General features: G+C 31.9%; 17 protein-coding genes and 1 tRNA gene. 12 read left to right on the plus strand and 6 right to left on the minus strand.

Features of this window, described 5'->3' with window-relative positions; all coding sequences use genetic code 11:
- Positions 1-18 precede the first annotated feature (18 nt).
- The 9 genes from N456_RS05020 to N456_RS05055 all read left to right on the plus strand — a co-directional run bounded on the left by N456_RS05020 (position 19) and on the right by N456_RS05055 (position 12,007).
- Complete coding sequence (locus N456_RS05020; RefSeq protein ID WP_062054566.1) at positions 19-4,365, plus strand: CusA/CzcA family heavy metal efflux RND transporter; 4,347 nt, start codon at positions 19-21, stop codon at positions 4,363-4,365.
- Positions 4,362-5,618, plus strand: coding sequence for an efflux RND transporter periplasmic adaptor subunit (locus tag N456_RS05025; RefSeq protein WP_205410252.1), 1,257 nt, complete (start codon positions 4,362-4,364; stop codon positions 5,616-5,618). The genes N456_RS05020 and N456_RS05025 overlap by 4 nt, the downstream gene beginning before the upstream one ends.
- A 7-nt stretch (positions 5,619-5,625) precedes the next feature.
- Positions 5,626-6,027, plus strand: a complete 402-nt coding sequence (locus tag N456_RS05030) for a Fur family transcriptional regulator (RefSeq protein ID WP_062054569.1) — start codon at positions 5,626-5,628, stop codon at positions 6,025-6,027.
- A 511-nt stretch (positions 6,028-6,538) separates the two neighbouring features.
- Entirely contained in the window at positions 6,539-7,675 is a 1,137-nt protein-coding gene (locus N456_RS05035; RefSeq protein ID WP_062054572.1) for a helix-turn-helix domain-containing protein, read from the plus strand.
- A 691-nt stretch (positions 7,676-8,366) separates the two neighbouring features.
- Positions 8,367-8,960 (plus strand): helix-turn-helix domain-containing protein, encoded by a 594-nt coding sequence (locus N456_RS05040; RefSeq protein WP_158447828.1) that lies wholly within the window; start codon positions 8,367-8,369, stop codon positions 8,958-8,960.
- Between the two features lie 156 nt (positions 8,961-9,116).
- On the plus strand, positions 9,117-9,368 hold the full coding sequence (locus tag N456_RS05045) for an IS66 family transposase (RefSeq protein WP_062054576.1): 252 nt from the start codon (positions 9,117-9,119) through the stop codon (positions 9,366-9,368).
- Entirely contained in the window at positions 9,343-9,435 is a 93-nt protein-coding gene (locus N456_RS25340) for a transposase domain-containing protein (protein ID WP_420834722.1), read from the plus strand. Before N456_RS05045 ends, N456_RS25340 begins: the two co-directional genes overlap by 26 nt.
- A gap of 934 nt (positions 9,436-10,369) precedes the next feature.
- Positions 10,370-10,786, plus strand: coding sequence for a hypothetical protein (locus N456_RS05050; protein WP_062054578.1), 417 nt, complete (start codon positions 10,370-10,372; stop codon positions 10,784-10,786).
- An 18-nt stretch (positions 10,787-10,804) separates the two neighbouring features.
- Positions 10,805-12,007, plus strand: coding sequence for a hypothetical protein (locus tag N456_RS05055; protein WP_148639194.1), 1,203 nt, complete (start codon positions 10,805-10,807; stop codon positions 12,005-12,007).
- A 323-nt stretch (positions 12,008-12,330) separates the two neighbouring features.
- On the opposite strand, the gene N456_RS05060 is transcribed toward N456_RS05055, so the two are convergent.
- From N456_RS05060 to N456_RS23630, 4 genes are all read right to left on the minus strand, one after another.
- Positions 12,331-12,858 carry a hypothetical protein gene (locus N456_RS05060; protein WP_062054582.1) on the minus strand — a complete coding sequence of 176 codons (528 nt, stop codon included), beginning with the start codon at positions 12,856-12,858 and terminating at the stop codon, positions 12,331-12,333.
- 68 nt (positions 12,859-12,926) lie between these two features.
- Entirely contained in the window at positions 12,927-13,556 is a 630-nt protein-coding gene (locus N456_RS05065) for a hypothetical protein (RefSeq protein ID WP_062054584.1), read from the minus strand.
- A 3-nt stretch (positions 13,557-13,559) separates the two neighbouring features.
- Positions 13,560-16,316 carry a GW dipeptide domain-containing protein gene (locus N456_RS05070; protein WP_062054586.1) on the minus strand — a complete coding sequence of 919 codons (2,757 nt, stop codon included), beginning with the start codon at positions 16,314-16,316 and terminating at the stop codon, positions 13,560-13,562.
- 12 nt (positions 16,317-16,328) lie between these two features.
- The gene (locus N456_RS23630) at positions 16,329-16,805 is read right to left on the minus strand and encodes a PAAR domain-containing protein (RefSeq protein ID WP_082422435.1); all 477 of its coding nucleotides are present in this window, start codon (positions 16,803-16,805) and stop codon (positions 16,329-16,331) included.
- A 538-nt stretch (positions 16,806-17,343) separates the two neighbouring features.
- Here N456_RS23630 and N456_RS05080 point away from each other — a divergent pair.
- Together N456_RS05080 and N456_RS05085 are read left to right on the plus strand one after the other, a co-directional pair.
- Complete coding sequence (locus N456_RS05080; RefSeq protein WP_062054588.1) at positions 17,344-17,592, plus strand: helix-turn-helix domain-containing protein; 249 nt, start codon at positions 17,344-17,346, stop codon at positions 17,590-17,592.
- A gap of 179 nt (positions 17,593-17,771) precedes the next feature.
- Positions 17,772-18,002, plus strand: a complete 231-nt coding sequence (locus tag N456_RS05085; protein WP_062054590.1) for a helix-turn-helix domain-containing protein — start codon at positions 17,772-17,774, stop codon at positions 18,000-18,002.
- Between the two features lie 31 nt (positions 18,003-18,033).
- Here N456_RS05085 and N456_RS24020 read toward each other — a convergent pair whose 3' ends face one another.
- Both N456_RS24020 and N456_RS05090 read right to left on the minus strand, forming a co-directional pair.
- Positions 18,034-18,252: a hypothetical protein gene (locus tag N456_RS24020; protein ID WP_148639195.1), complete on the minus strand. Its 219-nt coding sequence runs from the start codon at positions 18,250-18,252 to the stop codon at positions 18,034-18,036.
- 160 nt (positions 18,253-18,412) lie between these two features.
- A tRNA-Leu gene (locus N456_RS05090) sits at positions 18,413-18,494 on the minus strand.
- A gap of 132 nt (positions 18,495-18,626) precedes the next feature.
- Between N456_RS05090 and N456_RS05095 the strand changes: the two genes are divergently transcribed.
- Positions 18,627-20,015: a dipeptidase gene (locus N456_RS05095; protein ID WP_062054592.1), complete on the plus strand. Its 1,389-nt coding sequence runs from the start codon at positions 18,627-18,629 to the stop codon at positions 20,013-20,015.
- Positions 20,016-20,053: the final 38 nt, after the last annotated feature.

Below are 20,053 nucleotides of genomic sequence, written 5' to 3' on the forward strand. Positions count from 1 at the left end.
AATTAAACTTAAAATTACATGATTAATAAACTTATTGAGTTTTCAATCAATAACAAGTTTGTTATTGCATTGTTTACACTTGTATTAATTGCAGGTGGTATCTATAGTGTTAAACAAGTACCTATAGATGCTGTTCCGGATATTACTAATAATCAGGTACAGATTATTACCCAAGCTCCCAATTGGGGAACAGAAGATATTGAACAATTTATTACCTACCCTGTAGAGGTAGCTGTTGCTAATTTACCCGAAGTAACTGAAATTCGCTCGATATCTAGATTTGGCCTTTCAGTAGTTACCATTGTATTTAGTGACGATTTGGACACCTATTTACCAAGACAATTAGTTTCTGAGAAACTAAACGAGATAAAAGCCAACATCCCCGAAGGTTTTGGAGAACCTTTTATGGGACCAATTTCAACAGGCTTGGGAGAAATCTATCAATACACCTTAGAGGTAGTTCCAGAATTCAAAGACAAATATGATGCTACAGAACTTAGAACCATTCAAGATTGGATTATCCGACGACAAATGGCAATGGTTCCTGGAGTTATTGAAGTTAATGCATTCGGTGGAAGCATCAAACAGTATGAAGTTACCATAAACCCTAACGAATTAAAGGCGATTAATTTAACCATCAATGATGTTTATAAAGCTCTAAAAAATAACAATCAGAATACAGGTGGTGCTTATATAGAAAAAAATCACCAAGCCAATTTCATCAGAGGAGAAGGGCTAGCCAAAACCTTAAATGATATTAAAAATATAGTAGTTACCAACAAAGGCGATATCCCTATTACAATTAATGATATTGGTACCGTAAAATTTGGAACTGCTACACGCTATGGTGCATTAACTAAAAATGGCGAAGGCGAGGCTGTTGGTGGTATGATCTTAATGCTAAAAGGTGCCAGTACAGATGCTGTTATTGAATCAGTAACAGAACGTATCGTTGAAATCCAAAAATCTTTACCAGAAGGCATAACGATTAAGCCCTTTATAAACAGAAGTAAACTTATTTCTAATACAACCTCAACCGTAAAAAACAATTTAATTGAAGGCGCTTTAATTGTCATTTTTATTTTAATCTTTTTCTTAGGAAATTGGAGAGGAGGCATCGTAGTAGCATCAACAATTCCGTTATCATTACTATTTGCTTTTATTTTAATGAATATTTTTGATGTATGGGCTAACCTAATGAGTTTAGGTGCAATTGACTTTGGGATTATAGTAGACGGTGCTGTGATAATTGTAGAAAGCACCGTTTTCTTCCTATATCAACGAATAAAAAAGGAAGAAACTATAACGGATAAAACTAGGGACGAGATAACCTATATGGCATCTTCGAAAATGATGAATACAGCCTTTTTTGGTCAATTTATTATTCTCATTGTATTTCTTCCTATTTTAACATTAGAGGGTATTGAAGGAAAAATGTTTATTCCAATGGCGTTAACATTCATTTTTGCTATGATTGGTGCTATGGTATTATGTTTAACTTATGTACCAATGATTACTTCAGTATTCTTAAGAATCCCAAAAATCAAGAAAAAATATTGGGGAGATAAAATAGTTCATTGGTTAGAAAATATATACGAAAACGGTCTTGTTAAAGCTATAAAACGAGGTAAATCAGTTGTAGTTTCTGCTGTTATTTTGCTATCATTAGCCGTTTTTGCATTTACCAGAATGGGAGGTGAATTTATTCCTCAATTAGATGAAGGTGATTTAGCGTTTCATGCTATTCTAAAACCAGGGAGTTCTTTATCCGAAACTATAGCCACTACAACTAAAATTGAAAAAATAGTAAAAGATAATTTTCCAGAAGTTATAGACATCATAAGTCGTATTGGTGTTGCAGATGTTCCAACAGATCCAATGCCAATGGATATCGCAGATGTATTTGTAATTTTAAAACCTATTTCTGAATGGGCAACCCCATCATCAAAAGAAGAACTTATTGATAAAATTAAGGAAAAAGTAGAACAAATTCCTGGAGTCAATTATGAATTTACCCAACCTATTGAAATGCGTTTTAATGAGTTGATCACTGGTGTTCGTGAAGATATCGCTGTAAAACTATATGGAGATGATTTAGATATCCTAGCCCAAACAGCTAAAGAAATGGGTAAAATAATTGCAACAGTAGCTGGTGTTGCCGACATGAAAGTAGAGGCTACTTCTGGGCAACCGCAAATTACTATTCGGTATAATCGAGATAAAATTGCACAATATGGTTTACAAATAAGTGAGCTTAATACCCTAATACAGAATGCTTTTTCAGGAGGTATTGCAGGAACCATTTTTGAAGGCGAAAAACGGTTTGACTTAGTAGTACGATTAAAAGAAGAATTCCGCAGAGATATACATAATGTTAAAAATCTCTTTATCACTTTACCAAGTGGCACTCAGATCCCTCTAAAAGAGGTTGCGAGTATCAGTTATGAACCAGGGCCAATGCAAATTAGTAGAGATAATACCAATAGAAGAACTTATGTAGGTATCAATGTAAGAGGTCGCGATATTAAATCTTTGGTAGAAGAAATCAAACAAAAAATTGAAGCAGAAATCAAACTACCCGTAGGCTATTATATAAGATATGGTGGCGCTTTTGAGAATTTAGAACGTGCTACCAGTAAGCTAAAAACGGTTGTACCAATAGTATTAGGACTCATTTTTATACTCATCTTTTTTGCCTTAAAATCAATAAAGCAAACAGTTATGATTTATATAGCAATCCCGTTAGCAACCATTGGAGGAATATTTTCACTAATGCTACGAGACATGCCATTTAGTATTTCTGCAGGTGTGGGTTTTATTGTCTTATTTGGAGTTGCTGTTCTTAATGGATTAGTCCTCATTAGTGGGTTTAATGAACTAAAATCTGAAGGGGTTACAGATATTAATGAACGTATTAGAATGGGTACACGAAGAAGAATCCGTCCAATAATATTAACCGCTTTAACAGACATACTCGGGTTTCTTCCAATGGCACTATCAACTACCTCTGGAGCAGAAGTACAACGCCCATTAGCAACCGTAGTAATTGGAGGTCTATTGACAGCAACACTACTAACCTTATTTGTCATTCCAATTTTATATAAATGGATAGAAAATAAGGATAAAAAATCAATCAAAATTTCGATACATAAAAAAGTTAAAACAAGAATGGCAACACTACTATTACTAAGCTTTTTTACCATATCAAAAGCCCAACAACAACCTATTTCTATGGATGAAGCTGTTGCAATCGCACTAAAGAGTTACCCTTCATTAAAAGCTGCAAGACTTTTGGTAAAAAAAGAGAACGTACTAAAAAATACTGCTTGGGATCTTGGGAGCACTCAGCTTTTTACAGCTGGCGAAGAAATAGGTAACACTAATACTCCAACATACACCATACTAGGAATAGGGCAAAACAATATTGATATTTTCGGAATTACATCAAAAAATAAACTAGCAAAAGAAAATATTAAATTAGCAGAACTCAATGTAGAATTAAATGAATTAGAACTAAAACGAAATGTTCTAATAGCTTGGGCGAGAGTTTACACTGCCAAACAACTATATCAATCATGCTCAGAAATTGACTCTGTATTTACTGGATTGAATAAAGCTATTGATTGGAGATATGCTACTGAAGCCATTTCAAAATTAGAATACAACGCTACTATTAATCAAGGTAAACTGATTTTACTTCAAAAAGAACAAGCTTATGCTACCTACCAAATAGCTTTACAAAAATTAAATCAATGGCTCTCAATGAACGAGACTATATATGGAGTTAAGGTAACAACTCTTGATGCATTTGATAGTGATATATTAATTTCTGAAGAGGTTATAAAAAATCATCCATTATTTAATTATTGGGAGAAGCAATTAGAGGTTGCTAAAGCGGAACAAAAAGTTACTAACTCACAATTTCTACCCAAAATTTCGGCACAATATGGTTTGCAAAAAATAGGAAATCAATCTGGTTTTAATAGTTATCAAGTAGGCATACAAGTTCCACTCATCTTTAATACAATAAAAGCACAAAGTAAAGTTTCAAAAATTAATACCGAAATGATTACAGCCAATAATAAAGCTAAAGTACTACAGTTAAAAAGTAGGTTTAACTCAAAAATTTCTGAGTTTAAACAATCAAGAAATAAGTGGTTGTTCTACAAAAACGAGGCATTGCCTCTGGCTATTGAACAACGTAATGGCGCTATTTTATCATATAAAGAAGGTGCTCTGGATTATGTAGCGTTTCTACAAAACATGAAGACTGCTATACAATTAGAAATTAATACCTGGAAGACGCTTCAAATCTATTTAGAAAACAAGATACAGTTATCCTATTTCTTAACTAAAAAACAATGAAAGTCAATCGCACTGAATTCACTAATTTAATATCTAAAGAAATGAATAATAAGATTACTATTTATATAGCAATTGTATTTCTGACTCTTAATAGTCTAACGAGTTGTAAGAATCAAAATAAAGTAGACGGTAATAACATAGAAAAAAATGTTGTTGCAGAAAATGTAGTTTCTAAAAATAAAGAAGCGCACAAGGAAGAATTAACCCTTACTCAAAAACAAATTGACATTCTTAATATTAAAATAGAACCGCTTTCTAAACGTACTATGAGCGGTTTTATAGAAGTCAATGGAAAATTAGGAGTACCTCCGCAAAACGAAGCAGTTGTAAACACCACTTTGGGGGCTAATATTAGTAGTATTAAAGTAGTCGAAGGAGACCTCGTAAAGAAAGGGCAAGTTCTAGTATATATTAGCCATCCAGATATTATTAAACTTCAGACGGATTATTTGCAAACATATAATCAACTCACTTTTTTAGAGCAAGATTATAATAGACAAAAAAAATTATATGATGCAAAAGTAGGGTCTGGTAGAGATTATCAGTTGGCAAAATCTGTATTTTCAAGTGCTAAAGGATTAGCAATAGGATATGAAAATCAACTACAATTACTAGGGTTATCGTATACTAACATAAGATCTGGAAATATTTCAAAAGTAGCTCCGGTGATCAGTCCTATTGATGGCTTCATTGAAAAAGTACAAATCAAATCAGGACAATATGTACAACCACAAACGTCACTTTTTGAAGTAGTAAATACTGAGCATATCCATGCTGATTTAATGGTGTTTGAAAAAGATATTAGCAACGTAAAAAACGGACAACTGGTAAAGTTTAATGTAGAAACATTAGGCGATCAAGAAATGACAGCCAAAATCTATGCTGTTGGAAAATCGTTTGAAGAAGGACCTAAAGCTTTGCATGTACATGCAGAAATCGAAAATAAAAATAAAAATTTGATTCCCGGAATGTATGTTAATGCCCGAATTATTACCGAAGGTGTGCTACAACAAGCCTTGCCAGAGGATGCCATATTCCAAGATAGAAAAACTTCTTATGTATTTACAGCAGAAAAAGAAAAGAACGATACTTGGGGATTTACACCTAAAGAAGTAGTTATAAAATCTACGAGCAATGGGTTTATCTCTTTTGATTTTATAGAAAAAATAGAAGAAAATATAATGGTTGCTCAAGGAGGAGCTTATTACTTAATGGCTGAAATGAAAAAGAACGAAACCGAACATTCTCACTAAAAAAAATATGAAGAACGCAGAAAAACAATTACAAAAAGTCAATATACGACCAACGGCTATGCGCATTCTAGTTTATCAATTTATAGCATCCAGAGATGCCGCAGTGAGTTTAACAACTGCAGAAAAACATTTCGAAAAATCTGATAGAACAACATTGTATCGAACCATAAAAACATTTGAACAAAATGGATTGGTACATCAAATTAATGATGGAACAGGAATCCCAAAATACGCATTATGTCAGCACGAAAAACATTCTGATTTACACTTGCATTTTCATTGCACTAAATGCAAAGAAACTCTTTGTTTGACAGAGCATCAAATACCACAAATTAATCTTCCAAACGGATTTATTCCTGAAGATATTAATATGCTAGCAAAAGGAATTTGTGATAAGTGTAATGTGTAAACATATATATTGTTCACCGACATTCAATCTATCTTTAAAACCTTTGGTTGATGCCTCCCAAATCTACTCTACTACTTCGCCCATCCTCTTTTTTTTTGGTTTTGGACATCATCATACATGGCTAACTTATCCGATCTAATAGCTTCTTGTTTGGTTTCTGTTCGTCAGCCTTAACCATACAATTTTGATTTACTTTAGTGTAACGGTTATGCTAAACGACCTTACCTCTTACTTTACTTAGGATCGTTACTCCCTCATAAGAGCCCCCACTTTGGGACGTTCGATTAATTGAACTATATTTACCTTTCAAGGCACATTGCATCATATATGAAATCAGAGCAATTTAGTATAGAATCGAAACATCATTTCCTTTTTGCAGTGGTGCATAAGTTTAATAAGAAATAAAAATGCGCAGATAGATGAATTGGTTAAAACTTACTTGCTTTGTTACGATTTATATATGTCGCGTTATAAAACATTGAATCAAACAAACCTGTAAATAGAATTAAAATTGATTTTAACTTTTTTTATTATTACGATATTTCAAGGAGTCGTTTTTGGTCTTATTGTTCTTAATTCTCCCTTATTCAAAAGCGATGCAAATAAATACTTAACATACGCTATTCTTTCCCTTTCCTTTTCGCTACTAAATTATGTTTTTGATGAGTATACTGAACTATACAAAACTATTCCGCTTCTTCGTTTTATTGATTTAATAGATTCGAGTATTATTTTTCCAGTCTTTATTTTTCTGTTCGTTGTTCATAAAGTTAATCACCCTATTAAACATTCAAAAAAAATTCTATGGTTACTTATACCCTATTTCTGTTCTTTAATTAATAGTATTTTTACTGAAATTGATAATTTATACGAGGTTCCTCTTTTCATTGAAGTTTCAATAGTAATTTTAGAACTTATAGAATTCCTAATACTCGTATTGTTTATCCCTGGTATTTTAATATACACCTATACTTTCATTAAGTTTTCTAATACTACTCAAGAAAAAAGATGGATTACCCATCTATGGGTTTTAACTTTTACGTTATTTATTTCTTGGGTTTTGACTCTGCTTTCTGGTATGATTTTCGAATATGAATTTACTCCTATCGCGGTGATTCTTCCTCTATTTGCTGTACTACTAATTCATTGGACTGCCTACGTAGGGATTTATAAATATAGATTGGCGAGAGATCAAGAAGAAATTAAAGCGTTATTAAATAAACGAAATCCAGATCATAAAAATCTAGTTCTTACAGAGGTTAATTCACTAGTAGAATCCTTTACCAAGGAAAATAGCTACTTTAAAAAGTTAGAAAACCTCTGTATAGATCATCAAATTTATAAAGACAATACATTAACCAGAGATAAAGTGGCAGAAAAGTTAGGCATAAGCCCTGGCTATGTTTCTCAACTTATAAACACAATTACTGGAGATAATTTTTCAACTTACATTAATAAATATCGTGTTGAGGCCGTTAAAGACATAATTTTAGATTCTGAGTTTGATAACTACAGCCTTTTAGCTATTGGACTAGAATGCGGTTTTCCCTCAAAGTCAACATTCTATAATGCCTTCAAAAAAATAACTGACACTACCCCAAATGCTTATAGAAAGAAACATAAACAAGAAAATCCCTCTATATCCTAAATAAATACCGATAAAAAATGCAGAATTCTTCTTCTTCAGATTAACTAATCACTGAACCACTTCATAGAGACGGTTTTTAAATTGTGTCTTTACCTGAGGGGTTACAATTAGTGTAAGGAATTCAAAATAATACACACTTAACGGATATATTTTTTCCATTATTTTTTTTATTAAAATCAGAAGAATAACTTCTTGAAATTTTATTAAAAAAATTATTAGGCAATAAATCTATGTACAAAAATGTTTTGACAAAAATGCTTCTTATACTTTTAATCAAAATTGTAATTACAATGGAAAAAAATGGAGACCTATATCTGAATAAGAAAATATTTTTTGTACTATTAGATTAAAAGATAAATGTTGTTTTTGAAAACATAAAAAAGTCAATCTTATGGTACTATGAAAATATATTATTGTCCGATTAAAGATGCAAGACCGCTTCACTTTTAGAGACAAGACATAAGAACAATTTTAAGTTTACTAAAAACCTTTAAATTATAGAGTCTCCATCTTTCAACACGTTTAGAATTTAGAATCCGTATTGTATACAGCACAAAAGTAAGAGAGTCTTTTTTAGAAATGAAAAAACACCCCCTATTTAGTTATGATTCGATACAAAAGGTGATTTTTTATCGGACAATAATAAAAATATTTAAAACGATTAATGCGAATATCAAAAACCTCAATTAATATGTATTTAAGAAATCTTAAAACCCTAATTAGAATAGTAACTATCAAATTAAAAAATGAATTATATCTGAAGCTAATCTTAATTAAAAAATTTCCTAAAATTGTAAAAACTATAAACGCATTAAACACAATATTGCTACTTAACTTATTCTTAAATAAAGATATAGAAAACCAAGAGAAAAAACTTAAAACATGTAATCAAATTGTTGAACTAAAGGAGTTTACGCCTATTAAAAGTATGAATAGTATTTCTTCTATTTTCGTCGAAGGTTATCAATCTGGCTTTATAAACAATGTAGTACAAATCATAGAAACCAATATTTCCGAAGATATAAATGTAGAAATAATCTCTAAAGAACTCAACCTGACCAGACACACCTTTTTAAGAAAAATTAAGAAACACACAGGTTATACTGCCATAGGATTCATTAAACAGTACCGCTTACAATATGCATCCAAAATGTTACAAAATCAGGAATACAATATAAAAGAAGTTGCTTATCTCTCTGGATTCAAAAGCTTATCTTATTTTTATTCAGAATTCAAAACCAAATACAAAATCCCTCCAAAAAAATTTAAGGAACTATATTCTTAGATATTAAAGTTATTTAGACCGTTTAAATTATTACAAACGGTCTATTTTTTTTATATATCAGTCTGAATTTTGAAAAATATAATATCAAAAAATCACATTCCATTCGTATCACTCTGAGGAAGTACATCTTTTCTGTTTCTTTCTGCTGACCTACCTTTGTTTCAAACAATTCTACGTATTGAGAACACTAATATAAAGAAAGAGATTTCTAGTTTAAAAGAACAACTAGCACAGCTCTACAAGCTAATTAATGGTTTTGAATCCGAGAGTTTTATTGCTCTGAAGGTAGTGGATCAACTTTCTCTTTTCTCTGAAGACTCTGTTACTATTCCACAAGAAGTCCCACAACAAACCATAACTTATACCAGAGACAAGAAAAAACATCAACCCAAGAGAATGGCTAACTAATACATTAGAAAAAATACCAGATCATAGTATACAAAAACTAGAAGAACTACCGCCTAGATATCAATAAAAAATTATAACGTAGTTGCTCGGATGCATACTTAACAAACAACAAAAAGTTTAAATACCCTAAGTATTATAGAGTATAACTACAAAACAAATTTTATATAGATCAACTAGTGTGTTTTATGAATTTTTACTAACGAAAATAAAGTAATTGACTATATAACACATTGATCTAAAGTATAATTTGATCCTGATCACATATTCTATTTAACATTGTTTTCAAACAAATAATCTTCAGTAGAAAAAAATAACTGCATGACTAGCAATGAAGGGTATTTTTTATTTACAAAACACATCTCACATTAAACACCTAAAAATCTATCATATACCATTTTCTATATTTACTTTTATAGCATAATCATAAAGCCCTTCTAATAAAAATTAAGACAAAGCCATAATGAGGTTAAACAGTGTGTGTGTTAAAGTTTAACAAAAATTATTATTTCCGATACGACAGTTAAATCAATAACTGTAAATAAAGAGTATTTAAGTTTTAATAGGGAAATTCTTAATCTATGCCAAATCGATTTGAAAATATAATCCAGTTATAATTTATCATTCCTACTTTATATAAAAGGTTCAATGAAATTTCAGTAAAAAGAAAATTTCTGATCGATTTAAAAAATGAGATCAAAAAAGAATTCTTCATCTTATATTATACCTGTATTTTTTTATAAAACCACAATCTTAATTGTATTTTTTATTCCAAAAAGTGTTTTTTTGTTTCTTGATGTTCTGTTTTTTTGACAACCAATCATGGCTTGTTTAATTTTTCTGACAAAAACTTACTTCTTTTTTAGAAACTCCAAAAATGTAACATTTCCGCTATAAATAGCTGCTGGAGTAAACCTAATTTTGTCCTGTGATTACAAAGGATTATGTATGCCTGTTAAAATTAATTACATTCTATAACAGGTTCATTTAACTCTTAAAAATTTATGGAAATTACTAATTATGTCCTAACAGGACTATCTGCTTTGGTTATGTTATCGTGTCAAAAAGAAAATATTGAAGATGATGCTATTGCTGAAGATATGGAAATATCAAAGCCTATAAATTTACATAAAGCATCAAGTGCGAATTTAAGTTGCGTAACCAAAACTTTTGATTATACAGGTACTGACTTAACTTCTTTTTTAGATTTAAGTACCGGACAAGCTGCTATGTGGCTAGGGAATATAATTACCGAAAAGAGTTTGGAAAAAGGAACTCCTACATCTATCGCAATTCCAAGGAAATTCAGAAATGAAATAACGGTTGCAATCCCAGCTTTAACAGATACCAATACTTATTTACTTGTCAAAATTTGTTCTGGTAAAACAAATTTTGACAAGCTTAAAACGCAAAACATTTAACTAATTTAAATTAATATTATGAGAACAGTTTTTAAATTTTACAGATCAACAACACTTCTTCTTATCTTCATGTTTTTAATGAGTTGTGATAAAGAAAGTATTGAAAGTGAAACAAATTATTCCAAAGAAAACACTACCATTAAAAAAGATGCAGAATCAGAAAAAGCAGGCCTCACTAAAGACAAACTCCATAAAGTGATGACAAAAGAAGCAGCAGATGCACTCTCCACAATTATAGTCGTAGGCTATGCAAAAGATGTTTTATCATCTACAGGGAAAAATGCGATATTTCAATATGAGTCGCCCAAAGATTTTGCGGTGCATCAAAAGGTTCAAAAAAAATTAAAGAAATATGTGACCGTTGATATAAATCAGTCTATACCAAAAACAACATTTCCACTAATAGTTGCAAAAAATAATAGGATTAGCAATACTGAGATAGCAATGTTAACAGGAAGCACTGAGACTAAGCTTGCAAAACAATTAGATCTTAGATTAAAGAAAATGAATTTAGGTCCCTTGTATGGTGCATATATTGGAGGATATTCAGATGCAAGTAAAATAGAGCTAGTAGGAGCATCAGATTTAGAATTATATACTCCTAGATATAGAGGAGCTGATGATGAAAATGTAAAAAATGCATATAATAGTGCAAAAGAGTATTCAAATAAAGTAATCGATTTATTAACTGAATATCAATCTTCAATTTCTGGAGGAATATCAATAGGAGGTGTAAAAATCTCTGTCAAAGATATCAATCCTAAAGTTACAAGTAATTTTAGTACAGGAAAGATGTTTAAAAGCTTCCATGGAATGATTGTAGCTATGAGTAAATATGCAAGTTCTATCGACAAGAATTCATTTCTTTTTGAAATAGCCTGTAGCTCAAATACTACAAAAATATCTTCTTGTTTTCCTTGTGCAACATTTATGGCATCTCAGAAAAATTCAGCGACTTCTGTTCATTTAGGAAGAGGAGATAACTGGAATATACCCTCTTCTTGTTCACCATCTATGCTAAGTGCTTGGCAATCTAATATTATTAAATGGTACGAAATTGGATTAAAGTCACTTAACAAAAATAGTGATTGGAATGCTTTCATTTCTAATTATTCAGGTGAAAATCGAGGAAATAAACTTATTCCTCAAATGTTTCTTGAAGCATTAACTTTTGAAGATTCGTTCACCAAACGAATTATAAATACTTTGCCCGACGCTTAAAAAAAAATCGGCACTTAAAATTTGGATAAAAGCAACGCTATGACAAACTTTATAAATGGAACTATAAACTAAGGATAGAGAAGATGACGACAAAATTCAATAACAAAGTGTTGATTATCATTCGATTTAATTCTTTTATAATGCCAGGAAACCTTCACCTGGCATTATTTTTTTTATATCGAAAAACAAATATTTTTATATAAGAAAATAATCTAAATAAAAATGTATAAAAAATTATTTGCTCTTGCATCGATACAATTTCGCCATTTTTTATGTCTTGCCAAAAACAAAGATGCTTTATTTTATCTTTAAACATCTAGATTTTAGGTCTTTGTAATTTGCCAAGTGCCTGTTTCAAAACTAATACGGTGTAGCAATAGTTCAAAATTTAAAACCTCTTGCTCTTTTTTTAGCTGCTGCTTATCAACAATGTAATTAATAATATTACTATAATCTACATGGCTAAAAGTAGTAATAGGTATCGAATATGTTAACCAATGAAATACCACATTGTCTGGTTTCGATTTTTCTTGTAGCATAAAGTAGATACGGTCATTTCTTATATCTTCAATTAATTCTAACCTAAAATTAGTACTATCATCAGAATTATTTTTCACATAATCTATATTAAAATATCTATTACAAATAATCTTTTCTTGATAATCAAAAACCACAATAGAAGGGTTGTATAATTCGTGCTTTATACATTCTCTACTTAAACTTATAAAACTTAACAACATACACTCATAAGAGGTGATATGCTTTTTATAGGCTGTAACATCTAGTTTTATATAAAAATTAGGATTAATAAACGGGGTTAGTATTTTTTCTATATCTGTGGAATATTCCATCTTTTTAATATGAAGTTTATAATCACAGGGCATAGATTTACAATCTATGCTATCGGGATATCTATTTTTTAATAATACTTATTATCGAATCCATCTAAATAAGTCATTTTCCAAGTATTGTCTTCCTTTTTGACTTTTATTGGATAGTTAAAACCATTACTACCTTTACCCCAATTCCAAGTTAAACTAACTGTATTGTTCCCTGTTACTTCAATATCTTTTATTTCAATATTATTCCAATAATAATCATTAGGAATATCTTGACAATGACACCATTCATTTGCATCAGTTCCAAAAGGTGGGTATTCTCCTATTAACCAATCATATTCGTATTCTTTATTTTTTACTTTTTTATCAATTTGCTCGAGTGTTTTTCTGTAAGAATCAATAAAAATATCAGAAAACAAACCACTATTTTTTAATAATTTTTTATTTTTTTCATAAATACTCCAATCAATACCAATATATTTTTCTCCTTTTTGATCTTCAACACCAATATTGAAATAATATGTCGTATTTTTCTCATTCCATTCGTAAACTTTTCTAACGAGTTTTTCTATAAGTAAACTATCATTTTTCGTGATTGAATATGATATATCTTCTTGTTTGTTTTCAATTATTGCTTTCTTTTTTTGGCTATCAACCTTACAACAAACTAATAAAATGAATGTAACAATTATTAAAATTTTAATTTTCATAACTTACCATCTATATATTTTAAAACTAGGTTTAAATTTCCTGTAGTCACCTCCTGCCCAAAATCCTCTTTGTGTGAAGTCTGATATCCATTTTTCTCCATCGTACATTTGAATATGACCATATTGATGGAATTTCTTTGCTCCTTGAAATGCAACGAACACAGCAATATCACCTTTTATAGGTTTGTAATCTTCCAAATCACTAATATTTTCCAATAAATAAAATTTTTTCTTCGTTAAATAGGTATCGTAATCTTTTGCTGCACCAGGGGTTTTACCAAGTAAACCATCTCGTTCTAAACCATAACCAGCTTCTAAAGCGTATCTCACATACCTTCCACATTGCCCAATAGGTTTAGGTTTAACATTTTCTTGTAATTTTTTAACTGCTTCCCCTATGCTATATCCCGAACGAATACCATATTTTTTGACAATCATTTTCATCTGCTCGATAAATCCAATAGCATGCAAATGATAGACATTAGAATCTGTAGGAAACTGCCGTTTATCTCGTTCTTTCTCTAGCTCATCAAACTCTTTACCTAGCAGTATTTCCGTTGCACTTGTTCCTTTAGGGAATATCCTGCGTGCTGGGTTGTATTTACTGTCTATATAGGCTTGCTTGCGCTCTTGCATCGGTACAATTTCGCCATTTTTTATGTCTTGCCAAAAACAAAGATGCTTTATTTTATCTTTAAACATCTCAATCTTAGCATCTCGTTGCTGTTCTAGTTTTTGTTTTAGGTCATTCCCCTCGTCATCTGTGCCTTTCGCTTCATTAATTCCTTTTTTATGCACGTCTATCAATTCTTGTTCAAAATCACTGATATTAGCCCAAGTGTTCCATTCGCTTTGATGTTTGCAAATAAGCTTGCTTAGTATGTCTATGGTATCTTTGGTACTTACAGCTTGTTGCAGCTCATAATTAGAGAGTTCTTTATCGCCATCGCTATCGGCTAACTCCCATATCTTTTTGATAAAATCATGGGGTTCGCTTTTTTCTACATATTCGCCAAACATATAAAAATACTGGTTGCCTGTATCTTCTAGTATTTCCCAACCATAATCTGCCCAATGATAGGGGTTCTTTTTGGTTAGGTCACTTTTTTTAACCCACCCTTGCTCATTGTCTTTGGTTTTTATGAGCCACCATTCTGTATTGGCACTATCTTTTGTAGTGGCTTTTTTTCTAATCTTTGCGGTTTTTTTAGCTTTACTATCAGCAGTGTCTGCTGTGGGTTGCTGTTCATACACAACGCTTATATCTTGTGATAATGTCACCCAATTGCCTGCTTCGCCTGTTACCTCACTGGTTTTTATCCAATATTTTTTGCCTGCTTTTGGGTGGATATACTCTACTTTTCTATTAGGGTCTGTACCCGAACCTCCATTTGCCATACGTGTAATATTGCTTACACCTTCTTGTAGCGCATTAGAAAAATACTCATTCACCGTTTCAAAATCATAGATGTAATATCCTTTTGGCGCTATAGCATACCCTTTCTCTCCGTTACTTCCGTTTTTGTTGGGGGTGTATATATTACCTTCAACAGGTAACTGGATATTTTTTATAGATTCAAACCCGATTTGGGTATAGTCGTCTTTAGTCTGATAGATTTTTACTTTGGTATCGGCTTTTAAAAAATTGCAAGGTTTGCCCACCTGTAATAATTGCTCCTTGGCAACTTCATAAGAGGTTCGGTCATTATCCTGTGTATTATTGATAAACTCGTGTATGCCGCTATCATCTGTAAAGACTTCTATATGTGCAGTGGTATAGCCTTTTGAGGTATTGGCTTCATAATGACTAGGCACTCCTATTACTTGCCCCGCTTCAATAAACATATCTACATTCTGCACATCATTAAAGACTACATCATCTTTGATCTGTTTGGTAAGAGGTTCACAATCGGTAACCATAACATATTGTGTTTTGTCCTTAATTTTATACCATTCTTTTTCTTTGGTCTTTTCGATTTCAATTGCTGTCCCTGCACATTCCATACCTATATATGTACCATTGATATCATCAAACACCATCGTGCCTTTGGGAGCATTGGCATTAAACGTATTTTTATCTTTTGCCTTAGTATGGCTTATTTGGTAATAGTCTTTGCCATGATCGGTAGTCCAACTTTTTAGCGCAATTAATATTTCTCCTTGATAACTACAAAATACATAACTTGTATTATTTTCCATCCAATGTCCTTTGGGTGGGGTAATATTTTCTTTTTTTATCAAACTACCTTTAGGCACAAATACCTTTTCTTTGGCATCATCCTTTGTTTTATGATCTTTACAATACTCTCTAACTTTTAACCCTATTTCTTTAGTAGCTGTTTTTACTTTTGTGGTATATTTTGCATAGAGATCTGGTATGCTTTTCCCCTTGTTTTTTAGCATTTCTGCTTTGGGTTGCAGATGCATATATAGGCTGTAAAATCGTAGTGCTACCCCTTTTGGGGTTGTATATTGGTGTTGCATCAATATAAAACCGTTAGAGTATTTAATATCTTTATTATCTTTTTCATGTAGATACTCTTCGGGTATGCGATAGGCTATAATTCTACCGTCTGCAATAGCGCTAACATTTGTTCCAAAATCTTCTATATGGATACCACCATGCCACGTATTACTACTCCCTACAGGATAAAAACCATGTCGGTTTTGATGTCCGTAATAGCTTGCTATAGTGCGTTCTTTTTCTTCTTCGGTAGGATTGTCGCCATAAGAAGGCAATACAGGATAGTCAATTTTCATAAAACAGCAGATTTACATACTAAAACTAACATCAACCAGATAGCCGTGCTTTTTTAATTCTTGTTGTTTTGATTTTGATTCTCTCGCTTTTTTAGAATTAGCAAGCGCATTAATCCTATCGAGCATAGTTCTTGCGGGTGTTGGTGGCATAAGTTCTATAGGCATCGTTACCAATTGAGAGGTTTTTACAGGCATAGCCGTTTCTATAATAACATTGGGTTGCCCTGTAGAAATAACCCCGCCATGTGATGTCATGCAGCCTACATAGGCTATGGGTTTACCATCTACCAAAATCCCTGTTTCTCCCTGAATGATAATTGATATTGAACCATCGGAACAAATACATTTATCGCCCATACGTGCTACGGGTCTATCATTTACAAAAACATTGGGAGAGCCTGAAATAATTGTACCGCCTACATGTGGTGTAGTGCCACTATACATGGGGCAGGTGTGTTGATCACCTGCGGTTGCAACAAGTTTTGACATTCTTTTTGGTTTTAAAAGTTTTGGCACTGCAATTTAATAAGATTATGAATTACAGTACATTAATTTTTATATTTTTTCATTCTTCATTTTTGCCATAAACACATAAGTAGGGATTTGGTGATTTAGGCATAGGCAATGGGGTATTATTCATGGGAACAAAAAATGCTAGTTAAAACTAAATTTATTGTGCTTACATTTTTCTATAAATTTCCAAAAACATACTGAGCTTACGTTCTAAAAATCCATATCATTATTAATCCGCTTTATCATACGCCAATCAGAAACAAAAGCCCATTTCTCTAGGTCGTAGCGTTCTACTTCATCCTATTCCCTGTTCTTACCAAGTTCTATGTGTACTGCATAAATGCCTTTACGATAACATAAGTACTCCATAATCACTATTGTATTACATCTTATTGATGTGTTTTTGTTTCTCGAAAGATATGATTATTTTTTTTATTGGGCAATATATTACTCAATAAAGAATCATTTATTGCGTAATTCTTGACCATTTAAATAATGAATTTTGTAATGAAGAATGAAAGACAATACAGTTATCAAAAAAAGAATAGGGCGACAAATTAGAGCCTTAAGGCTTCGGGCAGAATATTCCAGTTACGAGACTTTTGCCAATGATCACGAATTACCTCGTAAAACGTATTGGCGATTGGAAGCAGGACATAACTTTACTATAGATACCCTCTTACGAGTTTTAAATATTCATAAAATGACAATTGAAGATTTCTTTTGTGAACTAAAAGAAAAACACTTCAAAGATATTCCATAATCTGCTTTTGCCAAGTTCCATGTGTACTACGTAAATCCTTTACGATAAAATAAGTACTCCATAATCACTATTGTATTACATCTTATTGATGTGTTTAATCAATTTTAGAAGATAAAGGCAACAAATTGTCGGCTTTTTAGACGCATATATTTTTATTTTTTAACAAGATTTTTGTTTCTATGGCATCTAACGAGGAGAAACAAAGGCATAAAACAATTGGTAAGCGTATTAAAGAATTGAGAATTAATGCGGGTTATACTAGTTATACGAATTTTGCTATTGAGCATAATCTTGAAAATAAAAGTGTTTGGCGTTGGGAAGAAGGCGTAAACTATAGAATTGACACCCTCTATATGATTTCTGAAATTCATGGAATTACTGTTTCTGAATTATTAAAAGATATTCCATAATCTGTTTTTGCTTGCCTTTGGGTTTTTTATACTAATATATACGAGCTACAGTGGCACCTGTTTTGAGAGCTAAAATACTGCTTTCTGCAATGTAAGTGGGTATTTCTGTACGGTACGCTGACATTTCGGCACTGTACGTGTGTATTTCTGTACGGTACGCTGACATTTCGGCACTGTACGTGCGTATTTCTGTACGGTACGCTGACATTTCGGCATTGTATGTGCATATTTCTGTACGGTACGCTGACATTTCGGCATTGTACGTGTGTATTTCTGCGCTGTAGAGCAAACCAGACTTAAAAGCACTCAATACCATCGCAAATACGATAACAATAAGTACCTATAATACAGAATTTTTAATTTTTTTATAAAAAAAACCCAGATCATAAGATCTGGGTTTTCTTAAGCTGTGCGGGCGGAGAGACTCGAACTCTCACACCTCGCGGCACTAGATCCTAAGTCTAGCGTGTCTACCAATTCCACCACGCCCGCATTATTACCTTTTACAATACTTAGGACTTTTTGTAAAAGTGAGTGCAAATATACACAATACTTTTAAATAAAAAAGAACCTTCTTAAAAAATATAAAGTTTTAGTATTTTAGACGAAAAATAAGTGAATACTATGCAAAATATAAAATCATATGTTGAAGAACATAAAGATCGTTTTATAAACGAACTTATAGAACTACTTAAAATCCCATCGGTTAGTGCCGATGCCGCTTATAAGGATGATGTAATAAAAACAGCTGCCGAAATTAGTAAAAGCCTTAAAGAAGCAGGCTGTGATGCTGTAGAAATATGTGAGACTCCTGGATACCCAATTGTATATGGAGAAAAAATTATAGATAAAAGCCTTCCGACTGTATTAGTATATGGACATTATGATGTACAACCACCAGATCCAATAAATCTATGGGATAGTCCTCCTTTTGAGCCCGTAATCAAAAAAACAGAAACTCATCCTGAAGGGGCTATTTTTGCTAGAGGATCATGTGATGATAAAGGGCAAATGTATATGCATGTCAAAGCATTAGAGTTAATGACCAAAACGGGCCAACTACCTTGTAATGTAAAATTTATGATCGAAGGAGAAGAAGAAGTAGGTAGCAAAAGTTTAAGTTGGTTTGTAGAACAACATCAAGAAAAACTGGCTAATGATGTCATCTTAATTAGTGATACAGGAATGATTGCTAAAGATGTTCCTTCTATTACTACTGGTCTTAGAGGATTAAGCTATGTAGAAGTGGAAGTAACAGGTCCTAATAGAGATTTACATAGTGGTTTATATGGAGGAGCTGTTGCTAACCCTATTAATGTTTTAACAAAGATGATTGCATCATTACATGATGAAAATAATCATATTACTATTCCTGGTTTTTATGATGCTGTAGAAAATCTTTCTACAGAAGAACGCTCAGAAATGGCAAAAGCACCATTCTCTCTGGATGCTTATAAAAAATCATTAGATATCAATGCAGTGTATGGAGAAGAAGGATATACTACTAATGAGCGTAATTCTATCCGTCCTACATTAGATGTAAATGGAATCTGGGGAGGATATACCGGAGAAGGGGCAAAAACTGTTATCGCTAGTAAAGCCTATGCCAAAATTTCTATGCGCTTAGTCCCTAATCAAGATTGGGAAGATATTACAGAATTATTCACAAAACATTTTGAGAGTATAGCACCAGAAGCAGTAACTGTAAAAGTAACTCCACATCATGGAGGACAAGGATATGTTACCCCAATCGATAACATAGGGTATAAAGCTGCAAGCAAAGCTTACCAAGATACCTTTGGTAAAACTCCAATACCACAACGTAGTGGAGGAAGTATTCCGATTGTTTCTTTATTCGAAAAAGAATTAAAAAGTAAAACAATCCTAATGGGGTTTGGGTTAGATAGTGATGCAATCCATTCACCTAATGAGCATTTTGGGGTATGGAATTACTTAAAAGGAATTGAAACGATTCCTCTTTTCTATAAATATTTTACAGAATTAAATGCATAAGATTCAAAATTTACTTCGAGACTGATTATATTTTTTAA

It is taken from the genome of Aquimarina longa SW024, from assembly GCF_001401755.1.
Lineage (GTDB): Bacteria > Bacteroidota > Bacteroidia > Flavobacteriales > Flavobacteriaceae > Aquimarina > Aquimarina longa.